Source organism: Aquitalea sp. FG25, assembly GCF_057809375.1.
Map to the genome: position 1 here is coordinate 207497 of NZ_JBMDJV010000003.1, position 25960 is coordinate 233456.

Annotated in this window: 35 protein-coding genes; all 35 read left to right on the forward strand. The window is 54.6% G+C overall.

The genetic code is table 11. The features are described 5' to 3' along the window. Positions 1–2: 2 nt before the first annotated feature. Entirely contained in the window at positions 3–1517 is a 1515-nt protein-coding gene (gene casA, locus ACODR9_RS04600) for a type I-E CRISPR-associated protein Cse1/CasA (RefSeq protein ID WP_488807857.1), read from the forward strand. Further along, positions 1514–2080 (forward strand): type I-E CRISPR-associated protein Cse2/CasB, encoded by a 567-nt coding sequence (gene casB, locus ACODR9_RS04605; RefSeq protein ID WP_488807858.1) that lies wholly within the window; start codon positions 1514–1516, stop codon positions 2078–2080. Before casA ends, casB begins: the two co-directional genes overlap by 4 nt. Continuing rightward, positions 2073–2711: a type I-E CRISPR-associated protein Cas6/Cse3/CasE gene (gene cas6e / locus ACODR9_RS04610; RefSeq protein WP_488807859.1), complete on the forward strand. Its 639-nt coding sequence runs from the start codon at positions 2073–2075 to the stop codon at positions 2709–2711. The genes casB and cas6e overlap by 8 nt, the downstream gene beginning before the upstream one ends. A 20-nt stretch (positions 2712–2731) precedes the next feature. Next, positions 2732–3751, forward strand: a complete 1020-nt coding sequence (cas7e, locus tag ACODR9_RS04615; protein WP_488807861.1) for a type I-E CRISPR-associated protein Cas7/Cse4/CasC — start codon at positions 2732–2734, stop codon at positions 3749–3751. A gap of 9 nt (positions 3752–3760) precedes the next feature. Then, the gene (cas5e, locus tag ACODR9_RS04620) at positions 3761–4474 is read left to right on the forward strand and encodes a type I-E CRISPR-associated protein Cas5/CasD (RefSeq protein ID WP_488807862.1); all 714 of its coding nucleotides are present in this window, start codon (positions 3761–3763) and stop codon (positions 4472–4474) included. 1008 nt (positions 4475–5482) lie between these two features. After that, positions 5483–5743 (forward strand): hypothetical protein, encoded by a 261-nt coding sequence (locus ACODR9_RS04625; RefSeq protein WP_488807863.1) that lies wholly within the window; start codon positions 5483–5485, stop codon positions 5741–5743. Between the two features lie 245 nt (positions 5744–5988). After that, the gene (locus ACODR9_RS04630; RefSeq protein WP_488807864.1) at positions 5989–6213 is read left to right on the forward strand and encodes a hypothetical protein; all 225 of its coding nucleotides are present in this window, start codon (positions 5989–5991) and stop codon (positions 6211–6213) included. A 146-nt stretch (positions 6214–6359) separates the two neighbouring features. Next, a complete protein-coding gene (locus tag ACODR9_RS04635; RefSeq protein WP_488807865.1) occupies positions 6360–7058 on the forward strand; it encodes a hypothetical protein in 699 nt (232 codons plus the stop codon). A gap of 127 nt (positions 7059–7185) precedes the next feature. Continuing rightward, positions 7186–8130 carry a hypothetical protein gene (locus ACODR9_RS04640; protein WP_488807866.1) on the forward strand — a complete coding sequence of 315 codons (945 nt, stop codon included), beginning with the start codon at positions 7186–7188 and terminating at the stop codon, positions 8128–8130. A gap of 152 nt (positions 8131–8282) precedes the next feature. Continuing rightward, positions 8283–8807 carry a hypothetical protein gene (locus ACODR9_RS04645; protein ID WP_488807867.1) on the forward strand — a complete coding sequence of 175 codons (525 nt, stop codon included), beginning with the start codon at positions 8283–8285 and terminating at the stop codon, positions 8805–8807. A gap of 44 nt (positions 8808–8851) precedes the next feature. After that, on the forward strand, positions 8852–9379 hold the full coding sequence (locus ACODR9_RS04650; protein ID WP_488807868.1) for a hypothetical protein: 528 nt from the start codon (positions 8852–8854) through the stop codon (positions 9377–9379). A 236-nt stretch (positions 9380–9615) separates the two neighbouring features. Continuing rightward, on the forward strand, positions 9616–9858 hold the full coding sequence (locus ACODR9_RS04655; RefSeq protein WP_488807869.1) for a hypothetical protein: 243 nt from the start codon (positions 9616–9618) through the stop codon (positions 9856–9858). Continuing rightward, complete coding sequence (locus ACODR9_RS04660; protein ID WP_488807870.1) at positions 9851–10105, forward strand: hypothetical protein; 255 nt, start codon at positions 9851–9853, stop codon at positions 10103–10105. Before ACODR9_RS04655 ends, ACODR9_RS04660 begins: the two co-directional genes overlap by 8 nt. Positions 10106–10220: 115 nt before the next feature. Next, entirely contained in the window at positions 10221–10643 is a 423-nt protein-coding gene (locus ACODR9_RS04665; RefSeq protein WP_488807871.1) for a hypothetical protein, read from the forward strand. A gap of 66 nt (positions 10644–10709) precedes the next feature. Beyond that, entirely contained in the window at positions 10710–11204 is a 495-nt protein-coding gene (locus ACODR9_RS04670) for a hypothetical protein (protein ID WP_488807872.1), read from the forward strand. A 203-nt stretch (positions 11205–11407) separates the two neighbouring features. Beyond that, the gene (locus tag ACODR9_RS04675; protein WP_488807873.1) at positions 11408–12247 is read left to right on the forward strand and encodes a hypothetical protein; all 840 of its coding nucleotides are present in this window, start codon (positions 11408–11410) and stop codon (positions 12245–12247) included. A gap of 46 nt (positions 12248–12293) precedes the next feature. Beyond that, positions 12294–13379, forward strand: a complete 1086-nt coding sequence (locus ACODR9_RS04680; RefSeq protein WP_488807874.1) for a hypothetical protein — start codon at positions 12294–12296, stop codon at positions 13377–13379. Then, positions 13376–13756 (forward strand): hypothetical protein, encoded by a 381-nt coding sequence (locus ACODR9_RS04685; RefSeq protein ID WP_488807875.1) that lies wholly within the window; start codon positions 13376–13378, stop codon positions 13754–13756. The genes ACODR9_RS04680 and ACODR9_RS04685 overlap by 4 nt, the downstream gene beginning before the upstream one ends. Positions 13757–13779: 23 nt before the next feature. Beyond that, positions 13780–14334: a hypothetical protein gene (locus ACODR9_RS04690; protein ID WP_488807876.1), complete on the forward strand. Its 555-nt coding sequence runs from the start codon at positions 13780–13782 to the stop codon at positions 14332–14334. Further along, positions 14327–14593: a hypothetical protein gene (locus tag ACODR9_RS04695; protein WP_488807877.1), complete on the forward strand. Its 267-nt coding sequence runs from the start codon at positions 14327–14329 to the stop codon at positions 14591–14593. The genes ACODR9_RS04690 and ACODR9_RS04695 overlap by 8 nt, the downstream gene beginning before the upstream one ends. A gap of 56 nt (positions 14594–14649) precedes the next feature. After that, a complete protein-coding gene (locus tag ACODR9_RS04700; RefSeq protein WP_488807878.1) occupies positions 14650–15810 on the forward strand; it encodes a Fic family protein in 1161 nt (386 codons plus the stop codon). A 75-nt stretch (positions 15811–15885) separates the two neighbouring features. Continuing rightward, positions 15886–16173: a hypothetical protein gene (locus tag ACODR9_RS04705; protein ID WP_488807879.1), complete on the forward strand. Its 288-nt coding sequence runs from the start codon at positions 15886–15888 to the stop codon at positions 16171–16173. A gap of 103 nt (positions 16174–16276) precedes the next feature. Further along, positions 16277–16507, forward strand: coding sequence for a hypothetical protein (locus tag ACODR9_RS04710; protein ID WP_488807880.1), 231 nt, complete (start codon positions 16277–16279; stop codon positions 16505–16507). Between the two features lie 143 nt (positions 16508–16650). Then, a complete protein-coding gene (locus ACODR9_RS04715; RefSeq protein ID WP_488807881.1) occupies positions 16651–16833 on the forward strand; it encodes a hypothetical protein in 183 nt (60 codons plus the stop codon). 10 nt (positions 16834–16843) lie between these two features. Then, on the forward strand, positions 16844–17041 hold the full coding sequence (locus ACODR9_RS04720; RefSeq protein ID WP_488807882.1) for a hypothetical protein: 198 nt from the start codon (positions 16844–16846) through the stop codon (positions 17039–17041). Positions 17042–17273: 232 nt separating this feature from the next. Beyond that, positions 17274–18302, forward strand: coding sequence for a GSU2403 family nucleotidyltransferase fold protein (locus tag ACODR9_RS04725; protein ID WP_488807884.1), 1029 nt, complete (start codon positions 17274–17276; stop codon positions 18300–18302). A gap of 38 nt (positions 18303–18340) precedes the next feature. Next, positions 18341–19309 carry a DNA sulfur modification protein DndB gene (locus ACODR9_RS04730; protein WP_488807885.1) on the forward strand — a complete coding sequence of 323 codons (969 nt, stop codon included), beginning with the start codon at positions 18341–18343 and terminating at the stop codon, positions 19307–19309. A 112-nt stretch (positions 19310–19421) separates the two neighbouring features. Continuing rightward, on the forward strand, positions 19422–20402 hold the full coding sequence (locus ACODR9_RS04735; RefSeq protein WP_488807886.1) for a DNA sulfur modification protein DndB: 981 nt from the start codon (positions 19422–19424) through the stop codon (positions 20400–20402). 1016 nt (positions 20403–21418) lie between these two features. Beyond that, positions 21419–22255, forward strand: a complete 837-nt coding sequence (locus tag ACODR9_RS04740) for a hypothetical protein (protein WP_488807888.1) — start codon at positions 21419–21421, stop codon at positions 22253–22255. Between the two features lie 1112 nt (positions 22256–23367). Beyond that, the gene (locus ACODR9_RS04745) at positions 23368–23622 is read left to right on the forward strand and encodes a hypothetical protein (protein ID WP_488807890.1); all 255 of its coding nucleotides are present in this window, start codon (positions 23368–23370) and stop codon (positions 23620–23622) included. Next, positions 23612–24085 (forward strand): hypothetical protein, encoded by a 474-nt coding sequence (locus ACODR9_RS04750; RefSeq protein ID WP_488807892.1) that lies wholly within the window; start codon positions 23612–23614, stop codon positions 24083–24085. Before ACODR9_RS04745 ends, ACODR9_RS04750 begins: the two co-directional genes overlap by 11 nt. Before the next feature lie 145 nt (positions 24086–24230). After that, entirely contained in the window at positions 24231–24773 is a 543-nt protein-coding gene (locus ACODR9_RS04755) for a hypothetical protein (RefSeq protein ID WP_488807894.1), read from the forward strand. Further along, positions 24770–25042, forward strand: coding sequence for a P-loop NTPase family protein (locus tag ACODR9_RS04760; protein WP_488807895.1), 273 nt, complete (start codon positions 24770–24772; stop codon positions 25040–25042). The genes ACODR9_RS04755 and ACODR9_RS04760 overlap by 4 nt, the downstream gene beginning before the upstream one ends. A 54-nt stretch (positions 25043–25096) precedes the next feature. Then, a complete protein-coding gene (locus ACODR9_RS04765; protein WP_488807897.1) occupies positions 25097–25429 on the forward strand; it encodes a hypothetical protein in 333 nt (110 codons plus the stop codon). Between the two features lie 129 nt (positions 25430–25558). Further along, positions 25559–25942 (forward strand): hypothetical protein, encoded by a 384-nt coding sequence (locus ACODR9_RS04770; RefSeq protein WP_488807898.1) that lies wholly within the window; start codon positions 25559–25561, stop codon positions 25940–25942. The last annotated feature ends 18 nt before the right edge of the window (positions 25943–25960 follow it).

Genomic DNA, 25960 nt, shown 5'->3' on the forward strand with positions numbered 1-25960 from the left:
AAATGGAAAATCGTTTCAACCTGATCGATGAGCCGTGGATACCCATCGTAGACAAAGGGCGAGTCAGCTTGCTGCAAGTCTTTTCCGATGCAAGTCTGACCGCGCTCGGTGGCAGTGCTACCCAAAAAATGGCTGTCATGAAGCTTCTGCTGGCCATCGTCCAGGCCGCTTCGCCGGTCGAGAGTGAGAAAGACTGGCGCTTGAAGTCAGTCGATCAGTTGGCCCAGGATGTCCGGGACTATCTGGTGAAGTGGCATGACCGCTTCTATCTGTACGGTGATAAGCCGTTCTTGCAGATGCCTGCTATTCATCACGCAGAGGTCAAGAGCTTCGGCACGATTTCGCCGGAAGTGGCAACCGGCAACACGACCATCGTGATGAATAGCCAAATTGAAAATCAACTTTCGGATGCCGAAAAGGCCGTGGTGCTTGTTCAGCAGATGGCATTTTCTCTTGCCGGTAAAAAGGTCGATAACTCGGTGACCTTGACGCCGGGGTATAACGGCAAGAAGAACGAAAAGGGAAAACCATCCAGTGGCAAGGCTGGGCCCGCGACCGGCTTCGGTGGCTATCTGCACACCATGCTGATGGCTCAATCGCTGCTTGGCACGCTCCATCTGAATCAACTCACCGAGGCGCGAGTAAAAGCCTGCGGCCTGTATCCGGACGGTGTCGGCACTGCACCGTGGGAGCAAATGCCGGCAGGTGAGTGCTGCCCGGTTGCCCAGACGCTTCAAAGGACGCTGATGGGCCGACTGGTGCCGTTGTCACGCTTCTGCCTGTTTTCCGAGGACGGGCAAGGTGTGCATTTCAGCGAAGGTATCCAGCACCCGGATTACAAGTCGGGCGGTATTGATCCGACCATATCCATTGACCGTCGTGGCAAGGACCCGAGGGTGCTTTGGACCCGGACTGACAAGCGGCCATGGCGTGAGCTGTCTTCCCTGCTGAGCTTTCTGTCTTCCTCTGGCAAAGGTGGCGTCGAGACCCTGCAGCTCTCCATGGCTGTGGAGCGGGTCAAGGGCCAGGAAGCGGCGTATACCATCTGGTCCGCCGGCCTGAGTCTGTCTCAAAACGCCGGGGAGCACTTCGCTTCCGGCCAGGATGATTATGTGGACTCGACCTTGCCCATCTGTCCCCGCAATCTTGGAGAGGATTGGTTTCTCTTGCTCACCGAAACGCTTGAAGCGACCGAAGACATTTCCAAGGCTTTGTACGCCGCGATATCGCACTATCGCCAGGACATGGGCAATGACAGCAAATCGGCCAAGCCGGTGACACAGAAAGCGCTGGCCTCCTACTGGCGCTCTTGCGAGGCATTCAAGCGGGACATCGTGGCCAGTTGCGATACCACAGAGAAAGCGCAGGCACTGCGCAGTTCACTCCGTCGCCGGCTCATCGCTACCGCCATGGCCACCTATGACCAGGCTTGCCCCAATGGCACCGCAAGACAAATCGCGGCATGGGCCAAGAACAAACCGAACCTTTCACGTTTTCTTCCGAAGGAGGTCGCATGAGCACCCCTGAAAAAAAAGAATCGCCTTTCCAGGCCTTCGTCAGCTATCTGATCGACCGCTGTGAGCGCGACACCGGTTTTGCTGCCAGGATGCGCCGGGCAGACTCAGATACAGCCCACCATGAGTGCTGGGAAACGTTGGTCAGATTCGGGGTGCCGTTGGAATTCGAAAGCCCCCGACTGGCATACCAGCTGATCTGCGCGGCGGTTGCGCGGACGAAGGTGGAAGGCGGCAAGAAGTATGTCACCGGCACGCTCCCGCTGGGTAAGGCCTTGTATCTCTCTTTCCCTGACGTGAAGGCTGATAGCAAGTCTGATCCCGCGCTTGCTCGCCTCAGACGCCTGTTCGCGTGTGACAGCCTTGAAGAAGTCTGCATGGTGCTGCGCCCGATGATCCGCTTGATCCAGAGCCGGGTGAAAGAACCGCTCGACTACGCACAGCTGCTGACACAGCTGGCATTTTTTGAGCGTGATACCGAAAAGACCAAGGCAGAGTGGGCCACCGCCTTCTTCCGCTCTTCCACTAGCCAGGCTGACAAGCCTGAGGAGAAGGCTGATGTCTGATCGCATCTATGCAGGTGCCTTGCACCTGACGCTTGCTGAGTGCGCCGCCCTGAAGTTGACCGATGCGTATTCCTTGCACCGGGTCGTATATGGCCTCTTCGAGGATACCCGCACGGAAGAGGACAAGAAGGCCTCTGCACAGAGCGGGTTCCAGTATGCAGACATGGGTAGCACGGCTGAGGGCCGTAGCATCCTGCTGCTGTCCAATCGCAAACCGAGCCTGAAGACTCAGTCGGGACACGGGCGGGTGGTCATCAAAGAGATTCCTGACCACTTCCTGTCTGCGGACACGTATCACTTCGAAGTGACGGTCAATCCGGTACGTCGCAATGGTCAAACCAGAAAGCTGGTGCCAGTCAAAGGCGCGGCAGAAATTGCCCAATGGTTTGCCGAGCGGGCAGTAAGCAGCTGGGGGTTTGAGGTAGACGGTCAGTCTCTCCAGGTTGGCACCGTCAATGTGGTCCGCTTCCAGAGCAAAGAGCAGCAGGAAGTCACGCTGGCCCAAGTGAAAGTGGCTGGCGTTCTGACGGTCAAGGACCGTGAGCAATTCAAAACGTCTTTTTCTACCGGTATCGGCAAGGGGCGAGCCTTCGGGTGCGGCCTGCTGAAAATCGTCCCAATCCAAAAGTAAATTCAAAGGTAATCTGAGCCATGACCATGCAAAAAAAGATCATCGAACTGCACATCCTGCAATCCTTTCCCGTTACCTGCCTCAACCGTGACGATGTGGGTGCCCCGAAGTCCGCGATTGTCGGCGGCGTAAACCGCTCCCGCGTGTCCTCGCAATGCTGGAAGCGCCAGGTTCGCCTTGCACTCCATGACTCCGGAATCAAGCTTGGCATCCGGACCAAGAAGGTCGCCGAGGTGGTGACCGAATCGTTGAAAGCCGTGGGTGCCACCGAAGACCAGGCGCTTGCATGCGCAGAAGCCATCGCCACCGCGCTGGCCGATAACACGCTGCTGTTTTTCAGTAAGGCAGAAGCAGATGCCTTTGCGGAATTCGCCAAGTCCAAGGACTTCGATCCCACTGCGATGAAGGACAAGGAACTGGCCAAGGTGGCAAAGAAAGCCATCAACCCGGCACTTGAAGCACTGGATATCGCACTCTTTGGCCGGATGGTCGCCAAGGCAGTTGATATGAATGTCGAGGCCGCTTCTAGCTTCAGCCATGCCATCACCACCCACAAGGTAGTCGTAGACCAGGACTTCTTCACCGCGCTGGACGACAAGCCGGAGGAGCAGGGTTCGTCGCACATGGGCGCTATCGAGTTTTCTTCTGGCACCTACTACCGCTATATCAGCCTCGACCTCGCCCAACTGGAGTCCACGCTTGGTGAAGGTGCCGATATCGAGGCAGCAGTAAGAGCATTCTTCGGCGCGATCTTTGATGCGGTGCCGGCGGCACGTCAGACCACCATGTCCGGCGCTTCGCCGTGGGACTTTGCCCGCGTGTATGTCCGTACCGGCCAGCGCCTGCAAGTACCCTTTGATGAGCCGGTCAAGGCCGATGGCGGTTACCTCGCGCCCAGCATCAAGGCACTCAAATCGTATCTGGACAAGAAGGAAGCGCTCATTGGTTGCCGTTTCGGCAAAGTTGCCAGCTACGAATGGGGTGAGAACGAAGGCTTCTCCTTTGACGACCTGGTCGCCGGTCTGGTCAAGCACATCTAAGTGAACGACATGGCGAACGCTTACATCCTTTTGTGGCTTGAGGGGTCCCTGCAGTCGTGGGGGCATGACTCACGCTTCTGGCAGCGCGACACGCTGGAATTTCCCACCAAGTCCGGAGTAATGGGCCTTGTGTGCTGCGCCCTCGGTGCCGGTGGTGAGCAGTGCGAACTGCTGGCGGAGTTCGCACCGCTTGACCTCCAGGTCGCAGCCTATGAGAAAGAGAAAGTCAGTCAATCAGTGATGACTGACTTCCATATGGTCGGTAGCGCCTATGACGACAAAGACCCATGGCAGAGTCTTCTGATTCCGCGCACGAATGAAGGCAAGAAGGCGGTTGGCGGTGGCGCGAAGCTGACGTATCGGTCGTACTTGCAAGATGCCACCTTTGCCGTCGCTCTTGAGGTGCCGGCCGGAATGGCAGACAAGGTGGCCGAGGCCTTGCAGAACCCAGTATGGGATCTGTATCTGGGCCGCAAGTCGTGTGCCCCAACCGAGTTCATCTACCAGGGCATTTACACTTCAGCGGAAGCGGCGCTGGCCGGTGCAGAGGACTTTGCGAAAGCCAAGGGCAAGCACCGCACCAAGATCATTCTGCAGGGAGAGCATGACGGGGAGGTCATTTCTCTGACCGATGTGCCACTGCGGTTCGGGCCTGCGAAGCTGTACGGGGACCGGAAAGTGACCATCCTGCATGAGGACTACGTAGAACCCCTAAAATCCTGACTTCCACATCATTTTGTGGAGTAGGAAGGGTGTGGTCGCAAGATGCTGGTGTCTTCCCCACGCGAGTGGGGGTGTTTCCAGGGTGTAGCGAAGGCCTCCAACCATCATCAGGTCTTCCCCACACGGGTGGGGGTGTTTCCTTCGAGAGCTTCACCGCTGGCAACACGTCCGCGTCTTCCCCACGCGAGTGGGGGTGTTTCCAGCTAAACTTTGAACGTGAAAAGCGCCAGATGGTCTTCCCAACGAGAGTGGGGGTTTTTCGTCGCCATTCTTGACCCGTAAATGGATACACCAGTTTTCCCCATGCTAGTGGGGGTGTTTCTTCGATCATGGCCAGCTTGAGAAACAGGCTCTTGTCTTCCCCTCGCGAGTGGGGGTGTTTCTTGCGTCCACAAGGTATTTTCTGTGAAATAAGTGTCTTCCTCACGCCAGTGGGGGTGTTTCCCAGATTCGCATTTCTGCGCTGTGGTGCGATTCGCCTTCCCCATGCGAGTGGGGGTGTTCCCGGTGCAGCGACGACGATCAAGTCGCCGTTGGCTTCTTCCCCACGCGAGTGGGGGTGTTTCCAGGGCTGTATTCTTCTCGATTGCCTTTAGCAAGGATTCCCCACGCGTGTGGGGGTGTTTCCCCGCATCGGCACGACTACTTCTCGCCGGCCAAGTCTTCCCCACGCGAGTGGGGGTGTTTCCGTTCGCAAGCCCAAATCTCCTCCGGGCCGGGAGTCTTCCCCACGCTAGTGGGGGTGTTTCTATGTTCCCGCTGGGCATCCCCGGCGCGTACCGGTCTTCCCCACGTGAGTGGTGGTGTTTCTCGTTGTCTAAGTGTTTATATTATACGTTTACAGTCTTCCCCACACTTGTGGGGGTGTTTCCTTAAACGCTGAAGCGGAATACATCGCTGAAGAGTCTTCCCCATGCGAGTGGGGGTGCGCCTGCGTAGTTAGTCTTGCCAGGAGCAGGCTCTGGCTTCATGTTACCTTGTACCAATGACCAACACTAAGGAGTGGCTATGACCATGCGAGAGCGTTTGCTTGATGCCGTGCTTGATGGAGAAATCGGCACAGGCCTTGTAGTGACAAGACAGGAAGTGATTCAGCATTTTCGCGATGTGAGCGAGTCTTATACTGGTGTCTTGCTGTCCAATGCAGAACTGGTGACCGGAGAGCATTCGCCGACATGGGAAAAGTACACCCAGCGCTTAGAGAAGGGGCGTTATCGCATCCACCCAGAAGCTTTGGCAAGGCGGCTTGCAGAGCGCGAGAACACATAGTTTTAGGTAAAGCCACAAGGTATCGATGCGACGTTTCCCGAGTGAGAAATTGCTATGGTCTTTCGACTCATGGTTCTAGGTGTGTGTTCTTGTGCGTTCCAGGATTGAAGGCGTCGCGTCGATGATTCAACTCAGCATCGGTGGGGGCTGTTTCATTTCGATTCGTCGTGATTGGCAGGTCATCAGAATGCGTTCCCAAACGAGTCGATGTGTATTGCAGGCTGATTCTTGTAGGAGATAGGACCATGGAAGTGCTCATCGAGTTGGAACCGGATGCCGAGTCAGCATTGCGTGACCTTGCGGCTCGCGAGGGCATTTTGCCGGAAGAGCTGGTGTCACGAATTATCCAGGGATGGCTGGAGGATCGGGCTGACTATGTCGCGGGATCAGCTGTCCTTGAACGAGTGAGGGCAGGGACCGAAGCCATCCATACCGGCTCTGCTGTCAGAAGTATCGTTGGACTTGATTAGCATTACGACGTATTTGCCAAGGCAGTCCAAGGCATCATAAACTGACAGTTCTTCATGCCATCTGGCATCGCGCTTTCTGCGCATTTACTTTTCGTTAACCCATCGGGACCAAGCCCGGTGGGCATGGTCCTTCTCAAGGAATGATCATGAATCAGACGAACCCCCAAGTCACCCAAGATCAGATCAATCGGCTAGCTGGCGGAGCTGAGGTTAGCGGCATTGAGCATTATTCATGCGGTGCAGCCTATGTCACGCTTATTCGCGATCTGACTCCCGATCTCTATCTGCAGGCTTTTGTCTCTTGGGAAGGGACGCCGGCAGTTTTCAAGGCTTCTGTTGGGGTCTACCAAGCGAAGGGGAAGATTCACATCTTTGCCCAGCTGCGTTCATCGGACCTCGAAGCCATCATGCGCGACGTGGCCACGGCTTTTGCTTCCCGCACTGCGGTGGCATGGCGCGGAGATCTCGATGCGACGACGTGGTGGCATGCAACCTCGATCAAGAACCTGACCAGTATTCTTGGAGAAGGCTTAAAGGCCGGATCCTACTGGACCGACTCACCGTCCGTGCTGGAGTACTACGTTGACACGATTCGCGACGACGGGGAGGTTCCTGTTGTCATTGCAATCACCTCGACCGGCATTCACCCCGGAGACCGCTCACCTGACATGCCGGGTATCGAAGAGCCCATTACGACTTGCATAGGCATCTCCGAAGAAGATGTCCAAGCAGAGTGGGCTTCCAGTACCCAGGACGCGGATGCTTCGCTTGCCATCGTGCGTAGCGTCAAGGTGCTCGCGCCCATCCCACCGCATATCCTCAAACTCTGCCAGCAGGCAGCGTGATTCATCGGCCCCAATCGGGGCCAACGTTACGCCAATTCTCGATCGCTACAACGCGACTCTTTCAACCAGGGCTTTGCCCGTATGCCGTTCTTCCCAAATGGGGTGAATGGTCCATAAGGAAACTTTCATGACTCAATCTAAAGAAGTAGTTCTGACCTTTTTTGCCAAAGTTACCGACGCTGCAGGCGTCATGGCTCAGGCTGAAAGCGTACAAGGGTCACCCGTAGGTGATATCAAAGAAGCGCTGTGTTTTGCCCTTGTAAACCCCAATCGTGCTCCGCTGGATGTCGGCTACGAGATCATGAGCAAGGATGCCTATCTTCTGGCCGATTCGTTCTTCATGATCGTGGTGAAGTGCTCTGTTATTCACGAGCATTTGCTGAATGCTGAAGCAGAGGAGTGCTATGAAACGGTTTGGCAAGAGCATGGATGGACCCCGGCAGACCTCACGACTGCACTGTGGGAGGTGCTTGTTGCTTCATCCGCTGGCCCTGCTTTCAACGCGATCGGTGTTGAAGTTCAAGAGCACAGACTGCGTGAAGGTGCGAAGCCACTTTCTAGTCAAAATGGTGAGCATCTGAAACGCGGCATGATCTTCTGGACGGTTGCTGGTGAACTGGTGCGCCTCTTTGGTCGCGCCGCCGGTGATGCCAATCAATGGCTGGTTGAAGACTGGGATGGTGAGTGGAGTATTTATGGTTCCACTGTCGATCTGGTTGACCTTGCCATTCTTGTTTCGCCTGAAGTGGCCACTTCGGACACTGCGACCGTCGATGCTGTTTTTTTCGACATCAAGGACGTAGCGCCGGCTGACTTGCGTCTGGACTATCATGCGTCCGAGAAGCATATCTCGCTGGAACTGCACCACGCCGCGGACTTTGAAGATGGCACCGCTGGTGAGCGTATGGAAGTCCATCGCGTGCTTTTCATCGATACCATCAATACAAATCACCATGATGCCGCTGAAGAACTGGCGATCGCGCTTTGTGCAACGGTCAACGAGCAGCCCTATCTTATGGCCAAGGTCAAAGCACTGGCCATGGCCGCGCTGCCGGTTGTTGCAGCGAATTAACAGCTGATACATCACACCCCACGCCCCGCACTCCTTCCAGGATGCGGGGTTTTTTTCATTTCGGCTTCGTCGTGATTTCGCGGTTCATTTTGGGGATGCTCCCGGGCTTGCTAGAGTCTGCCTCGAACCCGACATCTCTTGAGGCGTGATGAGTGTCTTACTGGCAAGGAGAATCTGGATTGCCTCGTTTTTATTTTCATCTGACAGGTATCACTCTGCTGACGATCAGCCAATGCGCCTTTGCAACCGGCGAGGAAGGTGCCGTCCTCTTGATGATGGACTCAGGGTCGTCGTCGGAGTGCAAGTCGGTTGCCCACGGACCGTATGCAGTTGTCAGCTTCCCGACACCTCACATGGTGGAAGTGATCGGCAAAGAGTCACGGCCGGCGCTTTTGCACATCCATAACTGGCCAGATAGCGAAGTCACCTATGCCGGCTTTGCTGAAATGGCGAAGTGCCAGCGGTGGCGTGTAGCTGCAAGGGAAGAGGCAAGCATGGTCTTCCGGCTCACACTTAAGAGCTTAAAGTGTGATGCCACTTTGAGCCTCAGTGTGCCCAAGCACAAGACACAGCCCAGGCCGCCAGTCGTGGGCGATGCAATGCAGATTGCCAGGCAGCAGGATGGATCCGTTCGCGTGGGGAAGGGTGACGATACCTATTTGGTGATTACGCCCTGACGTGAGATTGGCATACCGACACTCAATCAAACAGGATGAAATGAATGAAGAAACTACTTATAGCCGCTGTTGCATATCTTGCCATGGGTTGCGCAGGTGTGAGTGCTGGTCCCGTAGCTAATCCCGTGCCTGAGTACAAAGAAGCCAAGTTGCATGCGTCATGCCAAGATGAAGATACGCTGAGCAGCATGCATGTTGCGAAGCCTTTAATCTGTATCGATCATAAATGGCAGCAGGTTGTATTTAAATCGAATGAAGAAGGTACGACTCAGCGGCTTGAATACAACGGCAAATGCTCGTTTCGGTTTGCTGATGGTCAGGAGCAATCCGGGGCGATCAATATCAAGGCTGGGCAAATCGCGGATGTATGCATTCCTGCAGGGTGGAAATACCAACTAGCCGTAGCATCGAATACTCTGGACTGGGCGTTCACACAATTAAACCCTATCGAAAATGTGATGGTCCTAAAGTCTCGAACCCCCGGGGCTAATTCTACTGCTTGGTTCTATGTGACATCGCCAGGCAGCAAGGAAGCTCAAAAGATCGTGGTGAACCTGCGCACTCTCAAGTAATTGGGAGCGGATGCCAGTGCAGGCCAGGCCGATTGCTAATTAGGCGGATGTCCAGGTTCTGAGAGAGTCCGAAGCTAAAACCTGACCACTCAATCAAACGTGTCATTTGCCTAAAGCCTCGTTCCCATCTGGAGCGGGGCTTTTTCCATGCTACGGCAGTCATGATTTCGCCGAAAAGTGGACGCGATTTTCCAGTCAGCTATCGTTGCCCCGTCATATTCCCATAGGTGGCCATCATGTCAGAACATTCATCAGTTGAAAGAGAAACCGGCTCAGCAAATAAGGCGGATGCTGCGCAAAGCTCACACCTGATCGTAGCCGAAGTAGGTAGCGCCGGACTGCAGGGTGTTGCGGTGACCGAACTGGTGCACGTTTTAGGAGACACGGTTGATATCGTCCAAGCAACCGTGCGCGCCCCTGCTGTGCGTGCCAAGCCCTTCCCGGCCAGCCGGAGCAAGAAAGGGCGTCGTCATGCTTGATGACATCAGCAGCTTCGACGGGTTCGATGGGCTGGGCACGCTACTGATGCTTGGCGGATGGGGCGTCGTGGGGTACTTGGCCTACGTGATGGGCTATCAGACCGGTCTGGACAATGCCGCCACATGCATGAAACAAGCACCTACTTGTGTGATCACTCTAAAGAACGGGGCACATGTTATTGCCTCGGCACCGGTGGTGGTGATCAAGAAGGGCGATACCAGTGCGCCAGCCACTACTCACCATTAATTGCGAAGAATGTGGCCGGAAGGGTGCGATTCCTTGGCCTCTGGGATTGCGTCCGACGTTCTACCGTTGCCGGGCATGCACTGCCGTTCACCGAATTGCCGCCGGCCAGGTTGCAATGATTGGCGCGTCGGCAAGCGATGTCCCGTTCTGGGAGCGATTTCGGCTCGATCTGGAAGCGGATGCACCAGCGGGCATGGCCAGGGTGATCTGGTACGGCACGGGCCGTGCCGGTCAGCCGGTACTGGTTCCGGTTGTCGTGGCCAATGAAGCGCTGGTACTTAAGACACTTGCCCGGGGATTCACGATTGTGCTTACGGATGCCGGCATGTCTGAGTACCTGTCACTGAAATCATCAATCTTCGCGCTCGTAGAGCCATTCCTGTCAGGGACTGGAGATTTGGGGAATGCCAGACCGCCGATCAGCAAGGTTGGAAGTCCTGCAGCAGTGCCCGGCAAGGTTGCTCAAACATCCTCTCAGGCTATCTCCGGCTTGTCCTCATTGCTGGGCAAATTCATTCCATGGAGAACGCATGGTTAGCAGAAGTGTTTTCCATAATATTGGATTCATTTCTATATATTTGAAATATTAATTTGAGAGGTATGTATGTCCAAAAAAGGGATTTCCGATGTTCTTTATTATCTTTTATTGGGATTTGTTGGGTGTGCGTTTGTTGGTATGGCTGGAGCCATTGTATTTTATGACCATGCTAATGATGAGCATGATGATAAAGTCAGAGTTGAAGTTAATAAGCGTATAAAAGGCATTTTACGTATTCATGCAGGAAAGTATGAGTTTCAAGGCCGCGATCTGATGGCCGAAAGAGGTGATGACTTGGTCGTTGCGAGTGAATGGCAATGTAATGTTGCTGGTCGGTATAGCAAAAACCCGTTCGAAAAGACAATTATTGAAGTTTCTAGTGGCGTAATTGAAGTGTTGAGGTTGCAGCCTGAGATTGATACTGAATTGGACCGAGAGACAGTTCAGCAGTGTCTTGTGGGTTATCTTGGCCACATTAATGAGGCACTAATACTGCAAGGCTTGAAGGACATCAAAGTCAATGAATCGGAACGGAATAAGATGAAGGATAGCTGGCGCTAATTGTATTGGAGAAGCAAGAGTTGCCTAGTCTGAAGGGTGCTGGTGCTTTTAATGTTGAATCTATGTTTAATGATTAAAAAAAGCACAAAATCAGGCAAAGCAGAAGATTAACAATAGCTGGAATTGAATTCTTTGATGAAAATTGCTTGCATTGGTTTGTCTTAGTGGTACTGTCGGGAAATTGAAACTGCTGAGAATTTTAAGTGAGCAAAGGAACTTTTTCGCCGCCTTCCAAGATCAAGTGGAATCTGGTTTCGAAGGTTGGCCTGCCGCCCCAGGAATTGTGCGTCACAGAGAGCCAGGCACCTCGCCAGTTTCTCTGCCAGGGTAGCTACTCGCTCTTCACAGCATGGATGTTTGACGATTTTTCTGGCTTCGATGTTCCAGGCGACGATCCTGTCGAGGCATGGGCAATCATTGAAGGATTTTGTTCGGACTACGCAATGAATACAGTCATAGAAAAGGCGGAAGCACTCTACCGGTCATTGGTTGGGTGCAAGGATGACGCCGAGAAGATGTACGAAATCATGAATCTGGCCGGGTGTGATCGCGGCCTGCTTTCTGAGCAGCAGTTACGCATTGAACAAGCCAAGATGGCACTGGCCAACTTTGAACCGCTCATCAACCCGGGACTGGCGTCGCAAGGTGCAGGGGCGGGTGACGGCGGGGACCCGACCCGAGCCACATGGACGAAGATTGGCCAATCCGGTGATCAGGCATCAGCCCCACCCGTACCGGCAGGCCTTGTTCTTTCCAAGGGCGAGACTGAAGTGTTTGCAGCCCGCCTGCGCCGGCTGTGCAATTTTGTGGGCTATGAAGCGCCATCGCACCAGGATGACATTCTTGTGAGTGTCGGGCCTACCATTATCGCCGAATGCCTGCGTTTTCTGGCAACGCGAAAGCTACGTTGTGGGGACGTGCGCGCTCAGCTGGAAGGCATTCTCTCCAGCCTTACCGATGTCAGCGAGTTCTCAGTTGAGAATGCACGAAAGCAGATTCAGACCATGCTTGAACAAATTACCGAGCGGGTTGATCTGGTCTAGCTCTGGACTTTAATTCACCCGCGCACTAGACAATTCTAGGATGGCCATGACAGAACCAGAAATCTTCGTTAAGGGCGACTCCCTCTTTCACTCTGCCGACTGCACTGGCCGGCCTGTCGCGGATGTCGTGGACGGCATTTGCAACATTGATGGTGTCAATGTGACCGCAACCAGGCTGGCGGCAAGTTGGAACCTGTGTAAGGACATCCCACTTGGCCAGATGCTGGGTCGTCAGTTGTCGGACTATGTAGCAGAAGAAGCTTATTTGGGGGCGATGCAGCCGGTAGGGGACGGGCTTGGGGTGCATCTGAGCGGCCTTGCCTGCCAGATGCTTGCTGAGAGCTTTGCCGGCCAGTTCGTCGGTTCTGGCGCAATTAACTTTTTGGAAGCGCATATGGTGCATCCAGAGATTGGCGAGTTCAACGTCACGATTCAGAGGAAAGAAGGGAAGACCCCCGGCGAACTCAAGGCAGAAGTCGAGGTTGAACGTGACCGACTAGCTGCGGCATTGCAGCAGATCGTTGCGTTGGGGGCTGAGGCGAATTCGGTAGCCATTGCCGGTGCCGCGCTCTCAGCAAACTCTGCCCAGGGCGTCTGCCGCTGGTGCGGTCATTCAGGTGAAGGCCTTAGTCCCGGATTCTGCACTGCCTGTAGCCGTTTTCAATTGCCGGTCACCACTTATACGCCAACCAAAGGAGCTTCGATGCCTTCATTCCAGGACTTTACCGATCAGCTGGCCGAGATCGGCGTCAAGATCGTTGATGAACCAGCTTTGAAATCTGCCACCAGCCAGGGCGTTGACTGGGTTGCCACCGTAGTGCGCATTGCCGCTCAAGGACGCAAGGCCGGGTGCTGGTTCAAGCGGCCTGCAAAGGACATCCCATCGGATGCCAAGATGCATGTGCTTTTGTCTGGATACGGCTTCACTGAACAACAACAGCGCATTTTTATCCAGAACATGCAGTGTGCTGGTGATGAAGTGGAATCTGACCCGTACGCCGCTGGCTTCGATGCAGGCCAGCAGGGTTCTGATGTAGGGCAGATGCCCTACCCGGAGCGAAGTGAGCGCGGAGAGGACTGGTTGAGTGGCTTCAAGGCTGGCAAGGCCCGTATGGAAACAGCAGCCAAATGACTGAACACAGCGCATTCCCGAGTCTTACGATGCCGGCCACCCCGTTTCATTTCAACTTTCACGATGTGGAGCGTGAGATGGGCCACCAGGTTGTGATTGCACCGCTGGGAGCAGTTACCCATGGCAAGTCCGTGCTGTCACACGAGCTAATGAATGTCTCCATGAAGCAATCCCTCGACCAGGGCAAATCGCTTCCGGCCTTCATAGCGACCATCCAGAAAATGATGAAAAGGGTTAACCGTCTGTGCCGCTACAGTTCGCGGCACGTCAAAGTCCTGATCAAACGGTCGGGACATCTGCCCATTGATGATCTTCTGCAGGTTGTTTCGCATGACCGAGCAATGCGGCGTCATCCGGACATCCCCGATTCGCTGTAGCTACAGATACCCAAAGAATAGATATGCAAGAAACCATGAGCAGGAACGGTGAGCCGGATTCTTTCCAGGCGCGTGTGCAGCCGTGGATGCAGGCGTGCTTCGGCCCGGTTATTTCTGCGGATAGCGTTGAGCGCAATCACAGATTTTTGGAAGAGGCAATTGAGTTGGTCCAGGCCTGCGGCTGCACCCAGAGTGAGGCACACCAGCTAGTCGATTACGTATTTGGCCGGCCGATCGGGGAGAAGCAACAAGAGGTGGGTGGGGTAATGGTCACCCTCGCCGCGCTTTGCCTTGCCCAGCAGCTGGATATGCATGCTTGTGGCGAAACCGAGCTTGCACGAATTTGGACGGTCGTTGAGAAAATTCGTGCGAAGCAAGCTGCCAAGCCAGCGCATTCTCCTCTGCCTCAGGCAGTCGAAGGGGCGAGTGATGCCAAGGTCCTGTCTCAAATCCGCGCCATGCTGCAGCCGGGAGGGTTTGAATTGTCCGACAGCCCCCAGTCCTTTATGGAGAACTGTCGAAAGCTCTGCTTCCCTGATAGTGCAGCCAGTACCTATGAAGAGGCCAAGAATGATTGAGCGCAGTGTTCAAGAAAATGCGGGTTGCCCGGTTAAGATTTCGTCAGGCGTCGAGCGCCGTTGGACGGTGCTTGGTCGGGTGGTGGTCATGCTGCCCGTGCTGCTCTTGTATGCAGCTACCGTATTCGCAGTTGAAGAAGGCGTACTAATCGCAACCAGGCTCACTTGGGTAGCACTACTGATTGCTGTTGTACCGGCGATTCAGGTTGCTTTCTTCTTGCCACCGGCAAGGTTCGTGCCCATCTGGATGGCACGGTAGATATACAGGCCCTAATGCGAAAATCCGATCTTCATGCTTCCCTCCAGAAAACTGCCATGCCCGTTCCAGATTGTGGTGGTGTTTTTGCCGTTGTACCGTGCGTAACCCCGCACCTCGTTGACATCACCGGGTGCGAATCCCTGTTTGCCACGGCAGCGGAAGAACTGGCCGGCCTTGCCGCTGATCTGAAGGCGTTCCCGCAGGCAGAGGGCCTGCAGCGCCTGCTTACCTTACGGGAGGCAGTGGATAGCAGTGTGATGGAGGGCGGCATAACCGGGTTTTCCAGCCTGCTTATGTATGAGTTGGACGGGGCGGTGGAGGGTGGGTTAGCCAGGAAGAATGATGCAGTCGAAACACTGGACTGTGCCAACGCCTACACCATGGCCCGCAAGCACGTTGACCTGCATGGAGTGCAGGGCATAGGCATCCCTCTCATCGAGGCGATGCATCGCGTCTTGATGGCCGGGTCACCGGTAAAAACGCCAGGGAGGATCCGGACAGAGCAGAACTTCATTGGCCACTCGTTTGCTGAGGCCCGATTTATTCCTCCTCCACCAGAGATGGTTCCGGCACTGCTGACTGACCTAACGAAGTTCATGCGGTGGGATTTCGATGACGAGATGCAACCATCGCTCTTGATGCGTACTGCGGTCGTGCACGGCCAGTTTGAGGCGATTCATCCCTTTTTGGCCGGAAACGGGCGGGTGGGGCGCATGCTGGTGCCCTTGATGTTTGCAGCCGATCAGGAAGTGCCGGTCTATGTGTCGTCATTCCTACAGTTGCGGCAGGACGAATACTATTCCGCGTTGCTTGCCGCCCATATTCAAATGTACTGGACGCCATGGCTTCACCTTTTCCTTGAGTGCGTCGTTGCGTACTGCCGGCACACTCGCGGACTGATTGTGAAGTACCAGGCTTTGCGTGCGAAGTGGGAAACCACCCAGCGGGCGCGTAGCCATGCCAGCATTCGCAAGGTTCTGGACGGATTGCTGGCGTCGCCCTTCGTCACGGCACCTGCCGTAGCCAAGAGCCTGCAAATCAGCTTTTCTGCGGCAAAGAGCGCCCTCGACCAGCTGGTTGCATACGGCACCTTGCGAAGATGCAGTCGGAAGATTAGTGGCAGCAGTGCATACTACGCCCATGAGGTGGTCACCATGCTTCACGCTGGTCTGGCTGAGGAAATGCGCAGATCGACGACGGACTTGTGCAGGCATTGATCCCACCCAGTATTTGACTTCGGCGGAGGGGTGATCACAATACGCTTTCAAGCAATAAAACTACTGGGTGGTGCAATGGATATCGATCAACCGTACCAAATCGAGCTTGCAAATGAATCACTGGCCATCGCACAGAAGATGCTGGGGAAGTTTATCCAGGGGCCTTGCTTCGCGAATTTGAAGCAAGTGCCAGCTGAGTCAAGCCAAGCAGGTCAGGTCTCGCAGCAAATCAATCACTGGCTGAATGTGATTGATCTCGACCCGCTGAATAGAATCGAACTCTCCTATGAATCGTTGGCCAAGGCCAAAAATATGCTGAGCCAGTACCTTTGTAGTTCGAATCAAGCCTTGAATTTGGCTTGACCTCGGGCGGATTTAACTGCAGAGGTCGGAGGGTAGGATGTACCCCCAATCAATCAACTGATCGGCATGCTTATAGCTCAAGCCGGCAGGATGTAGGCTCGTAATGCAAACTCTTACCCCTGAACAGCGCCGGGCGCGCATTGCTGAACTTGAAGCCGAATTGGCCGAGTTGCGCCGACAGGATGCTGCTGAACTGCAAGTAGATATCGACTCCCTTCGCGCCAAGTGTAAGGTGCTGGTTTCGGCAGGAAAAACCGTCGATGCGGTCAATCATTACAAAACTGCGATGCGCTGCACACTTCGTGAGGCGCACTCAGCCGTGGTCTCTCTTTAACCTGACATTCAACTATGGGAGTGTCCCGACATGGTACAAGCTGTTCAGTGGGTTGCCAGTGAATCGCGTAAGCGGCTTATCTCTGCCATGCGAGCAGCCAAGCGGATGATCGGGCAGGGCCTGCTGACCAAGGCTGTTGCCTGATGGCCGACACCATCACCATTCAGCCGGTTTGCAGGAAATGTCACGCCGTACTCACGCTGGCAGAGATGCACTACTACGACCGTGGTGATGGTACGGCCACCTGCAATGCCTGCGAGCTTAAGTGGTCGAATGATATGGAAGCATGGCGATCTGGACAGACGCCAGATATGCCCGAGCGTTGAGGAGAATGCGATGGCGCAAGGAAAACCTGCTGCAGTCCCTCTGAAAAGTCGTTGGAAAGCCAACGGAACAGAACGCGTATTCAAAGTGGTCGCAAAGCTTCCGTTCGGCCGTGTCACCCTGCAAGAGGAAGGGCGAGCCTATCTCGGCGAGTGCCACCAGCGATCGTTGCTGGCCACGTTCACGCGGGTGATGGAAGCCAAAGAATGACCGCAATGGGTGACTTAAATCTGGCCTAGCAGCTCGGCCTTGACCTTTTTCCCTGCATTTTTCTTGAGAGTCCACTGTCCATGGACGGAGGAGTCGCCAGCACCACCACCATTCTTTCTTACAATCAGCCCAGGAAAGGACTGGCGTTTTGGGTAAATCCTTCGCGTAGCTTATTGTTCAATAAGTGGTTTTCCTGTAATTTTATATTTCACGATTTTAAAGGAAAACGGCCATGATTCCGCTGACCGACCAGCAGCGCATGTTCCTCGTTGAGTCGAGGCAACTAAGCGAAGCTTGGCGCGAAGTGTCCCGCCAGGTGGCCAGCTACCGTTTCGGGATGAAGTGGGTGAAGAGCAAGGGGAAGGAATATCTTGTCCGGCTCAGTGATTCTCGCGGCAACGGGCGCTCAATGGGTGTTCGCTCTCCCGAGACTCAGGCCAAGTATGAAGCGTTCATGGACGGCCGTGAGCGCGCAAAAGAGCGCATGAAGGGAATCGGCTCCAGGTTGAAGGAGCAGGCCCGCCTCAATCGTGCTGTGCGGCTCGGAAATCTCCCTGCCATTGTCGGTGAAATCTTGCTTAGTATTGATAGCGCCGGTGCTGCCGGCGACTTCAGGGTGATCGGTACGCATGCCATCTTTGCCTATGAATCCATGGCTGGTGTCCGCTGCCCCATGGACCTACTGGCAACGGGTGATGTCGATATGCTGTACGACCCACGCAAGCAACTGTCCATCGTGGCCAGAAAACTAGGGCAGGAAGGGCTAATCGGGCTTTTGCGCAAGGTGGACGATACCTTTGAGCCAATGCGTAATGAGAGCTTCAGGGCGGTCAACAAGAATGGCTTCATGGTTGATCTGATTATCCCGCCGGCCGACATGAGGGAATCAGCCAGGGTTCAGTTTTCGCCTGATGATTTACTGGCGGTTGAGGTGCCGAGTCTGCAGTGGCTTGCCAACTCCCCACGGGTGGAGGTGGTGACCGTGGCTACGAATGGCGTGCCTGTACTGATGCCAGTCCCAGATCCTCGCGCCTTCGCGATACACAAAGCATGGCTTTCCCAGCAGGATGATCGCGACCCAATCAAGAAACAGCGCGACCTTGGCCAGTCAAAGTTGGTTTTTGAAATGCTGGCCAGCTACCTGCCCCAGTACCCAATCGACACCAGCCGGGTGAAGTACTTGCCGGCTGCGGTCGTGAACCAGGCGGCAGTTGCCCTTGAGCAAGTCTCGGACATCAGACTGCCCGGCATCGATTTCTAAATTAATGATCTGAACAGATTTGAATACTGAGTTACGCAATGGAAAAAGTCGCAGAACATCCTAGCCACGTAGGTAGCACCCTGACCCTCTTGCAGCACACCTTCTACCAGACGCTGGAGGTGATTGAGGATGCCCTTTCTCGCAGTAGTGGCGGTGAGTTCTACACGGCTGAGTCAGCCTGTTATTACATCAAGGAACTGGCCGAAAAAGCATCTGTAATCACGGATGCACTTATCAATACCCCTGAAGACAATGAAGCTGTTTTAGGGCCCATGCGTGATTTGCTGGAGGTTCTGGCGAAAGGGGGCAGCAAAAGGCAGGACGGCACGAGTACAACCATCAGTAAGAAAACTGTTGTGGTGGGCAAGGGGGCGAAAGTGTCGCCGGGTAAAAAGCGCCAGAGAGCGGATGTGCATGAGAACCAGGGTGAGGTTTTTGATCTGGTAAGTGTGAATGGCAGGCATTCAACTACGGAAGCACTAGAAAACCTGTCTGAACGATTGGTTGTCCACTCTGAAGTTTTTTTTAATTACACCTCTCCGCATTATCTTCCGAGCGAAGAGCGTCGTTTCCTGTTTTCAAAATCTTCATTGAGAATGGCAATTAAAGCGCTTCTATCCAAGGAAGAACTTAAATACTCTGACCCATCCTTGACCAAGTTGTTGGCATTCTGGAAAGCAATTGATGGCAACTTGCCAGGTTGGAAAGATGTACGAGAAGGCAATCTGTCTGTTTACGATTTCCACAAAACGTACGTTCATTCGCATCAAGTTTTCCTGCAAGTTTTCGCCTCGCTAGGTCATTTCTTATATAACAATGACAAGGGTTACAGCATTGAGATGCTGGACGGCCTGCAAACAATTGATTGGCGCATCTCTAATGATCAGTTGTGGGGACATGGTTTTTTTTCCAAGGTAAAGGATCTTCGAAGAAAGGATCTACCCATCTATCTGTGCGACCTTCTCAAGCGAGAGCTGGGAATTGATTGCGATGCTGAACAGAGCTAGGTCGCATTGACACTTGTAAAGGCCCGTCATGATTTCGCGATTCAACGGAGTTGTGGTCACCCTTGTTGTATATTCCACTCTTCATGAATGTCAGCAGGATGCGTAGGCTGTAATGATTGCGGTAGAACGAATTGAGAAGTTAATGGGCCAGGTCGAGTTGATGTCTACCCAGATTGTCAAAGTTGCTTCTGAAGGCCTTGAACCCAGCAGCAAGACTCCGCTCTACACACCAGCTGCGGCCTGCGAGGTCATCCGGTATCTTGCGAATGAAATGAAGAACATGGCTTCCGAGATTCGCATGGCCGGCGGTAATGTTGGCATGGTTGAAGCCTCCATAAGCAAGATTGAAAAGGTCGTTCGCATTTTTGCTTCACCGGTCATGCTCAGTGATCAGTTGCCTGCTCCAGCCAAGGACCAACAAGCACCAGCAGAGGCAACACCAGCCCCAGCCCCTTTGCAAGCCCCTAGACGCAAGTCCGCGCCGAGGCCGAAAAAGACGCGCATTTCACGAGAAGATGCACTGGATGTCATCCTCTCCAACCTCATTGCTGACATGCCCATGTTTCTGCAATACACCGCGCCGCACTCGCGTGCGCTCCAGGCGGTGAATCATATTTTCTCGCCATCTGCTCTTCGAAAGAGCCTGATTGAGCTACTGGATCTTGATGAGATCATGAACCCCGGCCCGGCACTGGAGAAAATGAAGCGATTCTGGACGGCAGTGGATCAACACCTTCCGGAGTGGGAAATGGTGCGTAAGGGCGAGATGAAGGCTATTGATATGCGAACCAATTTCTACCATACGTCATCGCTCTTTGTTGCTGCGGTGTCCAAGGCAGGGAAGTTCCTGTATCTGAACAATCCAGAGGGAGACCTGCACAAGTTGGCCGGATTGCGGAACATCGATTGGAGTCGCAGTAATCTGGAGCAGTGGGGTGGGCGGTACGCCCCGGTGATCGGAACGGGTAATTACCGTGCGGAGAGCGTTACCCTGATATCCAACCTGATCAAGCTGGCCATGGGGTTGGAGTTGACGGATGAAGAAGAGGCGGCAGAAGACCAACTGATCGCCACTGTCGGGGATGATGTATGAGTGGGTTCATGCCTGATGACGGGCGAACGGCAATTCGGCGTCGTACAAAGCGTTCGTGTTGGATTGTTTGGCTCAGTCGGCTTTGCGCCGGAATCGCACGCTTTTAGTTGAGCACCGTTTCATGCGGGCTCTGTTTGCGGTGCCGGTCACCAACGTTTGGAGTGAATCCAGGCACCATTCGATGTGGTGTTGGGATCTGTTAGCACAGTATTTTGGAGTATTCCCCGCGCATGCGGGGGTGAGCGTTGTTTCTGGCAGACAGCGAGTCCGATGCGGCCGTATTCCCCGCTCATGCGGGGGTGAGCGGAGGACTGCACTAATGCGGTGTTTGAGGAGTCGGTATTCCCCAGGTCGCGGGGGTGAGCGGCAGCATAAACGACCCGTTCAAGGTGTGCGCTTGTATTCCCCACGCCGGTGGGGGTAAGCGGCGGATAGTGGCCTGTCCAATCTCAGCCACCCAGTATTCCCCAGGACGCGGGGGTGAGCGGAAGGACCCGGAGTGCTGAGACGATAATGTGCAGTATTCCCCACGCGAGTGGGGGTGAGCGAGCGTCATTGATCTGGGCGCGGATCTTACTGCGGCATTCCCCGCGCATGCGGGGGTGAGCGGAACCATGGCAGCGACGCTGTGACTGTGCTGATGTGTTCCCCGGCCTTGCGGGGGCGGAAGACGAAAGCGCCAACTCGATTGGCGTTTTTCCATGTGTGGCAGACAATACGTCATTCTTATAACTGACCAGAAATCTCAATGAAGTACGCAATTTCAGTACTTGTTCTATTCGTAGCCTGTGTAGGCGCTCAAGCCGGGATCTGGAAGCTTATCGACGAAGTCGGCTGAAAGGGGGTGAGCCATCCCTGTACTACCATCTGAATGACTGGGGTGAGCTTTAACCAGTGGCTGTCACCAGTGATGCCCTGCTCAATGCCAGTCGTGGTTCCTTTGGCCCCATGTGGCTGAAGCCAGGCGAGCCCGGCTAGCCCCTCGCAATTTATTTTCTACTCTGAACACTTACCCAATGAAACACACTCTTGCGGCGATGCTACTCGCCATTGCCCTCGTGCCCGGGAACGCAATGGCCAGCACCCGAACTGAATACGTTGGCGATTTCCAGGCCATATCAACGCTCAAGGACATTGAAGCATTCGAGAAAAAGTATGCTGGTGATGATCCGGATCGGTTAATCCCACAATTGGCCCCAGTCAAAGAGAGGCTGCGTCTGCAGGTCGGTCAACCAGACAGCAAGCCTGCAATATCATCGGCGGTCACAGAGAGAACAATCTCTACCATCGCAGAGTACGATTTTGAACACCAGTACAACAAGGTAATGGCTGGTGTTCCCCAGGTGAAACCCCCTCTGCATCCAAGCCAGAACAATGCGCAGGACAATTCGAGCGAAGAGCAATGGAAGAAGGATCTGCAAGAAGAGCCGGAAACCGCTGAGCGCACCCAGAAGCGGCTAGAAAACATCCGCGACTTACAAGCCAAATACTCAGCGAGTATCCAGGCCGACACACCTGAGACTCTTCGTAGAGTGCTGACAGTAAGCATTGAATGCCATCACCCAGATCACCGAGTTCTTCCGTTGGAGAATGCGATCTATATCTCCATACGTGAGATAACTCGCTCTGGATATTCCGTGGTTTTCAAGGTCAGGAACTCCGGACCACAGATACAGATTTATGCCGAAGTCTCGAAGGATGGTCGTCCCTATGGTGCTCCCTTTCTTTCATACCAGCTCAATGAGAAGGGTCAGCTGACATCGTTATCTGTAAGCAGAAAGGGAATCACGAATGCGTGCAGAGGAACCTACGGCCCTGTTTGGCTGATGCCAGGCGAGCCCGGGTATTATTGAATACATGTTTTTGCTGAAAAAATGACAGGCCCAATGTAATGCCTATACTCGCTGACTATCAGCATTCCCCGCGCAGTCGGGGGTGAGCGGTCTGCTTTCACGATTTTGCCCATGCTGCTTCCGTATTCCCCGCGCAAGCGGGGGTAAGCGGAAGCTGGTGGCCTCCATCGTGCACCGCGCCGGGTATTCCCCGCGCACGCGGGGGTGAGCGGTATTTAGGGTGTAACCATGGCTTTGTGCACGCGTATTCTCCATGCAAGTGGGGGGGGGGAGCGGTTCGCACGCAGAGCTTACGCTACTGTTGCGTCGTATTCCCCGCGCATGCGGAGGTGAGCGGTTTTTCTGGCAGACAGCGCGACCGATGCGGCCGTATTCCCCGCGCATGTGGGGGTTAGCGGCCCTAGCGCTTGCCGAATTCGGATTGCTAAAGGTATTCCCCACGAGAGCGGGGGTGAGCGGCCATCAATCGCTTCCCTAATGGCATTTTCATGTATTCCCTACGTTAGTGGGGGTGAGCGGGACAGACCCGCAACAATCCTGCTGCACCCGGCGTATTCCCCGCGCTGTCGGGGGTGAGCGGGTGACACCGCTCTTCAAGACAGCCTGACACCATGTATTCCCTACGTATGCGGGGGTGAGCGGAGGGAGGCAGCAGGACCCTCGCGGAAACTAGAGTATTCCCCACGCGAGTGGGGGTGAGCGGACCGCATCTCGGTTTCCGGCAGCCAACTGCCGGTATTCCCGGCGCATGCGGGGGTGAGCGGGACGGCCTGCGCATTAATAGCCGCATCATTGCTGTGTTCCCTGCCCAGGCGGGGGTGAGCGGGCGGTGTACAACCATGCTGAATACATCGATAAGTGTTCCCCGGGGTATCTGGGGGTAGTGGGACCCAAAATTCGTCAGGAACGTGAAGTTATGGTGACTTATGCTGCGCACCATAAGTTTTACCAGGCCGGATCCGATGGGCCTTATGGCGTGGTGCCGGTCATAACGTCGCTGTAGGCAGGCCCAGTATGATTTCGCCAAAGAAATGACAATCTCGCACCGGTCCCTATAATCCTCAACATCACGCTGAAGGCATCCGCCTTGACGAATCAAGTGAGGAAAAGAAGTGGTAACCCTGCTCATTAAAAAGCTTTGCAGTACCCCCAAGATGCGGGCATTGAGTTATCTGCTTGCCTTTAGTCTTCTGCCTCTAGCCCTTGCTGACGTTGCGTCGATGTATGCAAAGCCGATCAAGGACATACCCCATCCGTATTTCCAGGTTCTTATCTTTTTCGTCCTCATTTTTTTCAGCATGTTTTTTTTTGGCATCAGTATATCGAGGCCTATCGCAGAATCCGGAAAGGCTGATCATGAATTTTGATGATGCAGCAGTAGCCGTAATGGCTGAAGCGCTGACCAAGGCCGGCTGGCAAGGTGATGAAAAGCAGCTTGTTCAGCTGATTGAAAAGGCGAATCTCTCAACCGCCGTTCGTTTGTTCATCGCGGGCCTTGACGCCTATGCGACACGACTGCTCAAGGATATGCAGGTTCCGCCCCAGGTCCGGGAAGAGGGTGCTGCGCGACTAAAAGAGGCAGCGTCTCAAGTTGAGAAGTCTTCAGTGGATTTTTCATCAGGGTTGTTCAAACCCCTTGGTGCCCGTGGTGGACCATATCTCTTGCTGGCTCGACAAGATCAGCAGATTGAGGTTTCGATTGATCACGGTTCATCTGCCGGGCACAACGGAAGTTGGGGCGAAGACGCTATCGTCATCCGGACAATCACGGCGGGCAGCGAGCCTGAACAGTCCAGAGTCATCGTTGTGCCGCGCCTGCCGATGAACTGAGCGAGTTCGCCAGGTTTAATTCTCCTGATCAGACAGCTTTGCAAGTTGAGCGACGTGGCGGTATTTGCTGCAGCGTAGGTCAGGACTTCTGTGGCCAGGCCTGATATCTGTCGGCACAGGCAGTACAACTGATTTGGAGAGTGCAATGAAAAGCATGGGTAGGGTAATGCCGACCATCTTGCTGGCAGGCCTGTTGGCCGGGTGTGCCAGCACTACGCGGGTGGAACACCAGCAGCTTTTCGGTGGCCGGTTCGAGAGTGTGGACCGCGAGCTGGACCAGGCCGGGTGCGACACGAAAGACATGCAGGCATGTGATGTGCGCGACACCATCATAGGCGTCGAGACCGGCGGCAAAGTTGCAGCTCTGCGCGTGACACAAGGCCCGAAAGCGCTGTGGGATGCCACCGACGAGGCGAACAACGTCCGGCTGGTGATTGGCCGGCAGGGTGGCGCACCGGTGATAGTTGTTGAACGTGCCGGGGCGACTGATCAATGCACCGAGTCCGTGAAGGCTGAGGCTGATAAAGCAACTTCCGTAACGCTACCCGCCTGCGGTCGCTATCCGGCCATCACCGCCAAGTGGCGGTACATGAATGATCGAGAGACCGCGATTCGTCACGCCCTTGATCGCTTGCGGACGAATGCCTACCTACTGATGCTGGGCATGGGGGGTGGGGAATTGCCATGAACAAGGACCAGAACATGAACAAGGAGCAGAGCATGATCAATGCTGAATGCCCGGGTAACGCTAGTGCCGATGCTAATACCCAGGCCGGACAATCTAGCACGAACCAGCGCGTCTTCGCCGAGGCGGCACGTAAGCTTTTGCGAATGAAATTTGAGCCTGACCGGCTTCTGGTCGGTGAGCTACGGGATGGAGCGATGGCCGGGACGCTGAATGCGCTCAACCTAACTTCCGAAGACCGGCTGGACAAGACTTCAAGCAGCAGTCAATGACCATTGGGCGCTATCTGCACCTATTCCTGCAATCCATCTGAAAGGGCCGATGGCGTGGATGCCATTAACACAATCAAGATCGGGGCTTTAATTTTGGCACTTGTACTGGTGATGTTTGGCAAGTACAAGGCCAGCATTTCACTGTTCTTCCTCATGCTCAGCCTCGCGGGCATTCAGTTAGGGTTGCCAGAGGGCGTTACCCTTGAAGAGATTTTCGCTCGACGCTTGACCGATGATGAACTGATTAAAAGCTTCTTCGGCATGATGTTTATTCCAGGCGCGTTTGTACTCATGTGCTTGTTCATTGCGCCAGACGTTATGCGAATCGTCAGCAGAGCCGAGCGACTACACCACAAGCGCGGACGTGAGCATGGCCATCATGACTAATACAGAGCGACCTCGCGAAATTGGCTCTCCCGTTATCGCCTGGTCGCGGCAGGAAAGGGCCAAGCAGATTCAGCTGATGGAAGATGCCGGCCGGCTGTACAAGCCAACTATTCAGGAGGATGCCTCTAAATGCTGAATCTTCTCACCATGCCTTCCTGCAGTGCGTCAGGGGCCAACACTCAAAGCTTCTTCGTCAGTCCATCCCTGTCATTGATTGCTGCTGCACTTCTGCTGATTGGTATCCTCAAGCTATCAAGCCAGGTTCAGCGGCAGAAGGATATGGGCGGGGGCATGATCTGTGGTGGGCTTTTGGTTGTTGCCCTGCCAGTCTTGCGCTCAATGCTTGGTTTTGCTGTGGACTGCGACCAGACAATGGTCGTTGAAAGAGTCCGCGCCGCAATGCCGATTTTTAACGCAATGGCTGCATCCATTGTCACGCTGTTGACGGTTGGTGTCGTCTGGGCACTCTGGCTGGTGTTGAAGCCGCAATCGGCCGGCAAGGCAGGGGTGTAATCGCCATGGCCAATGCTG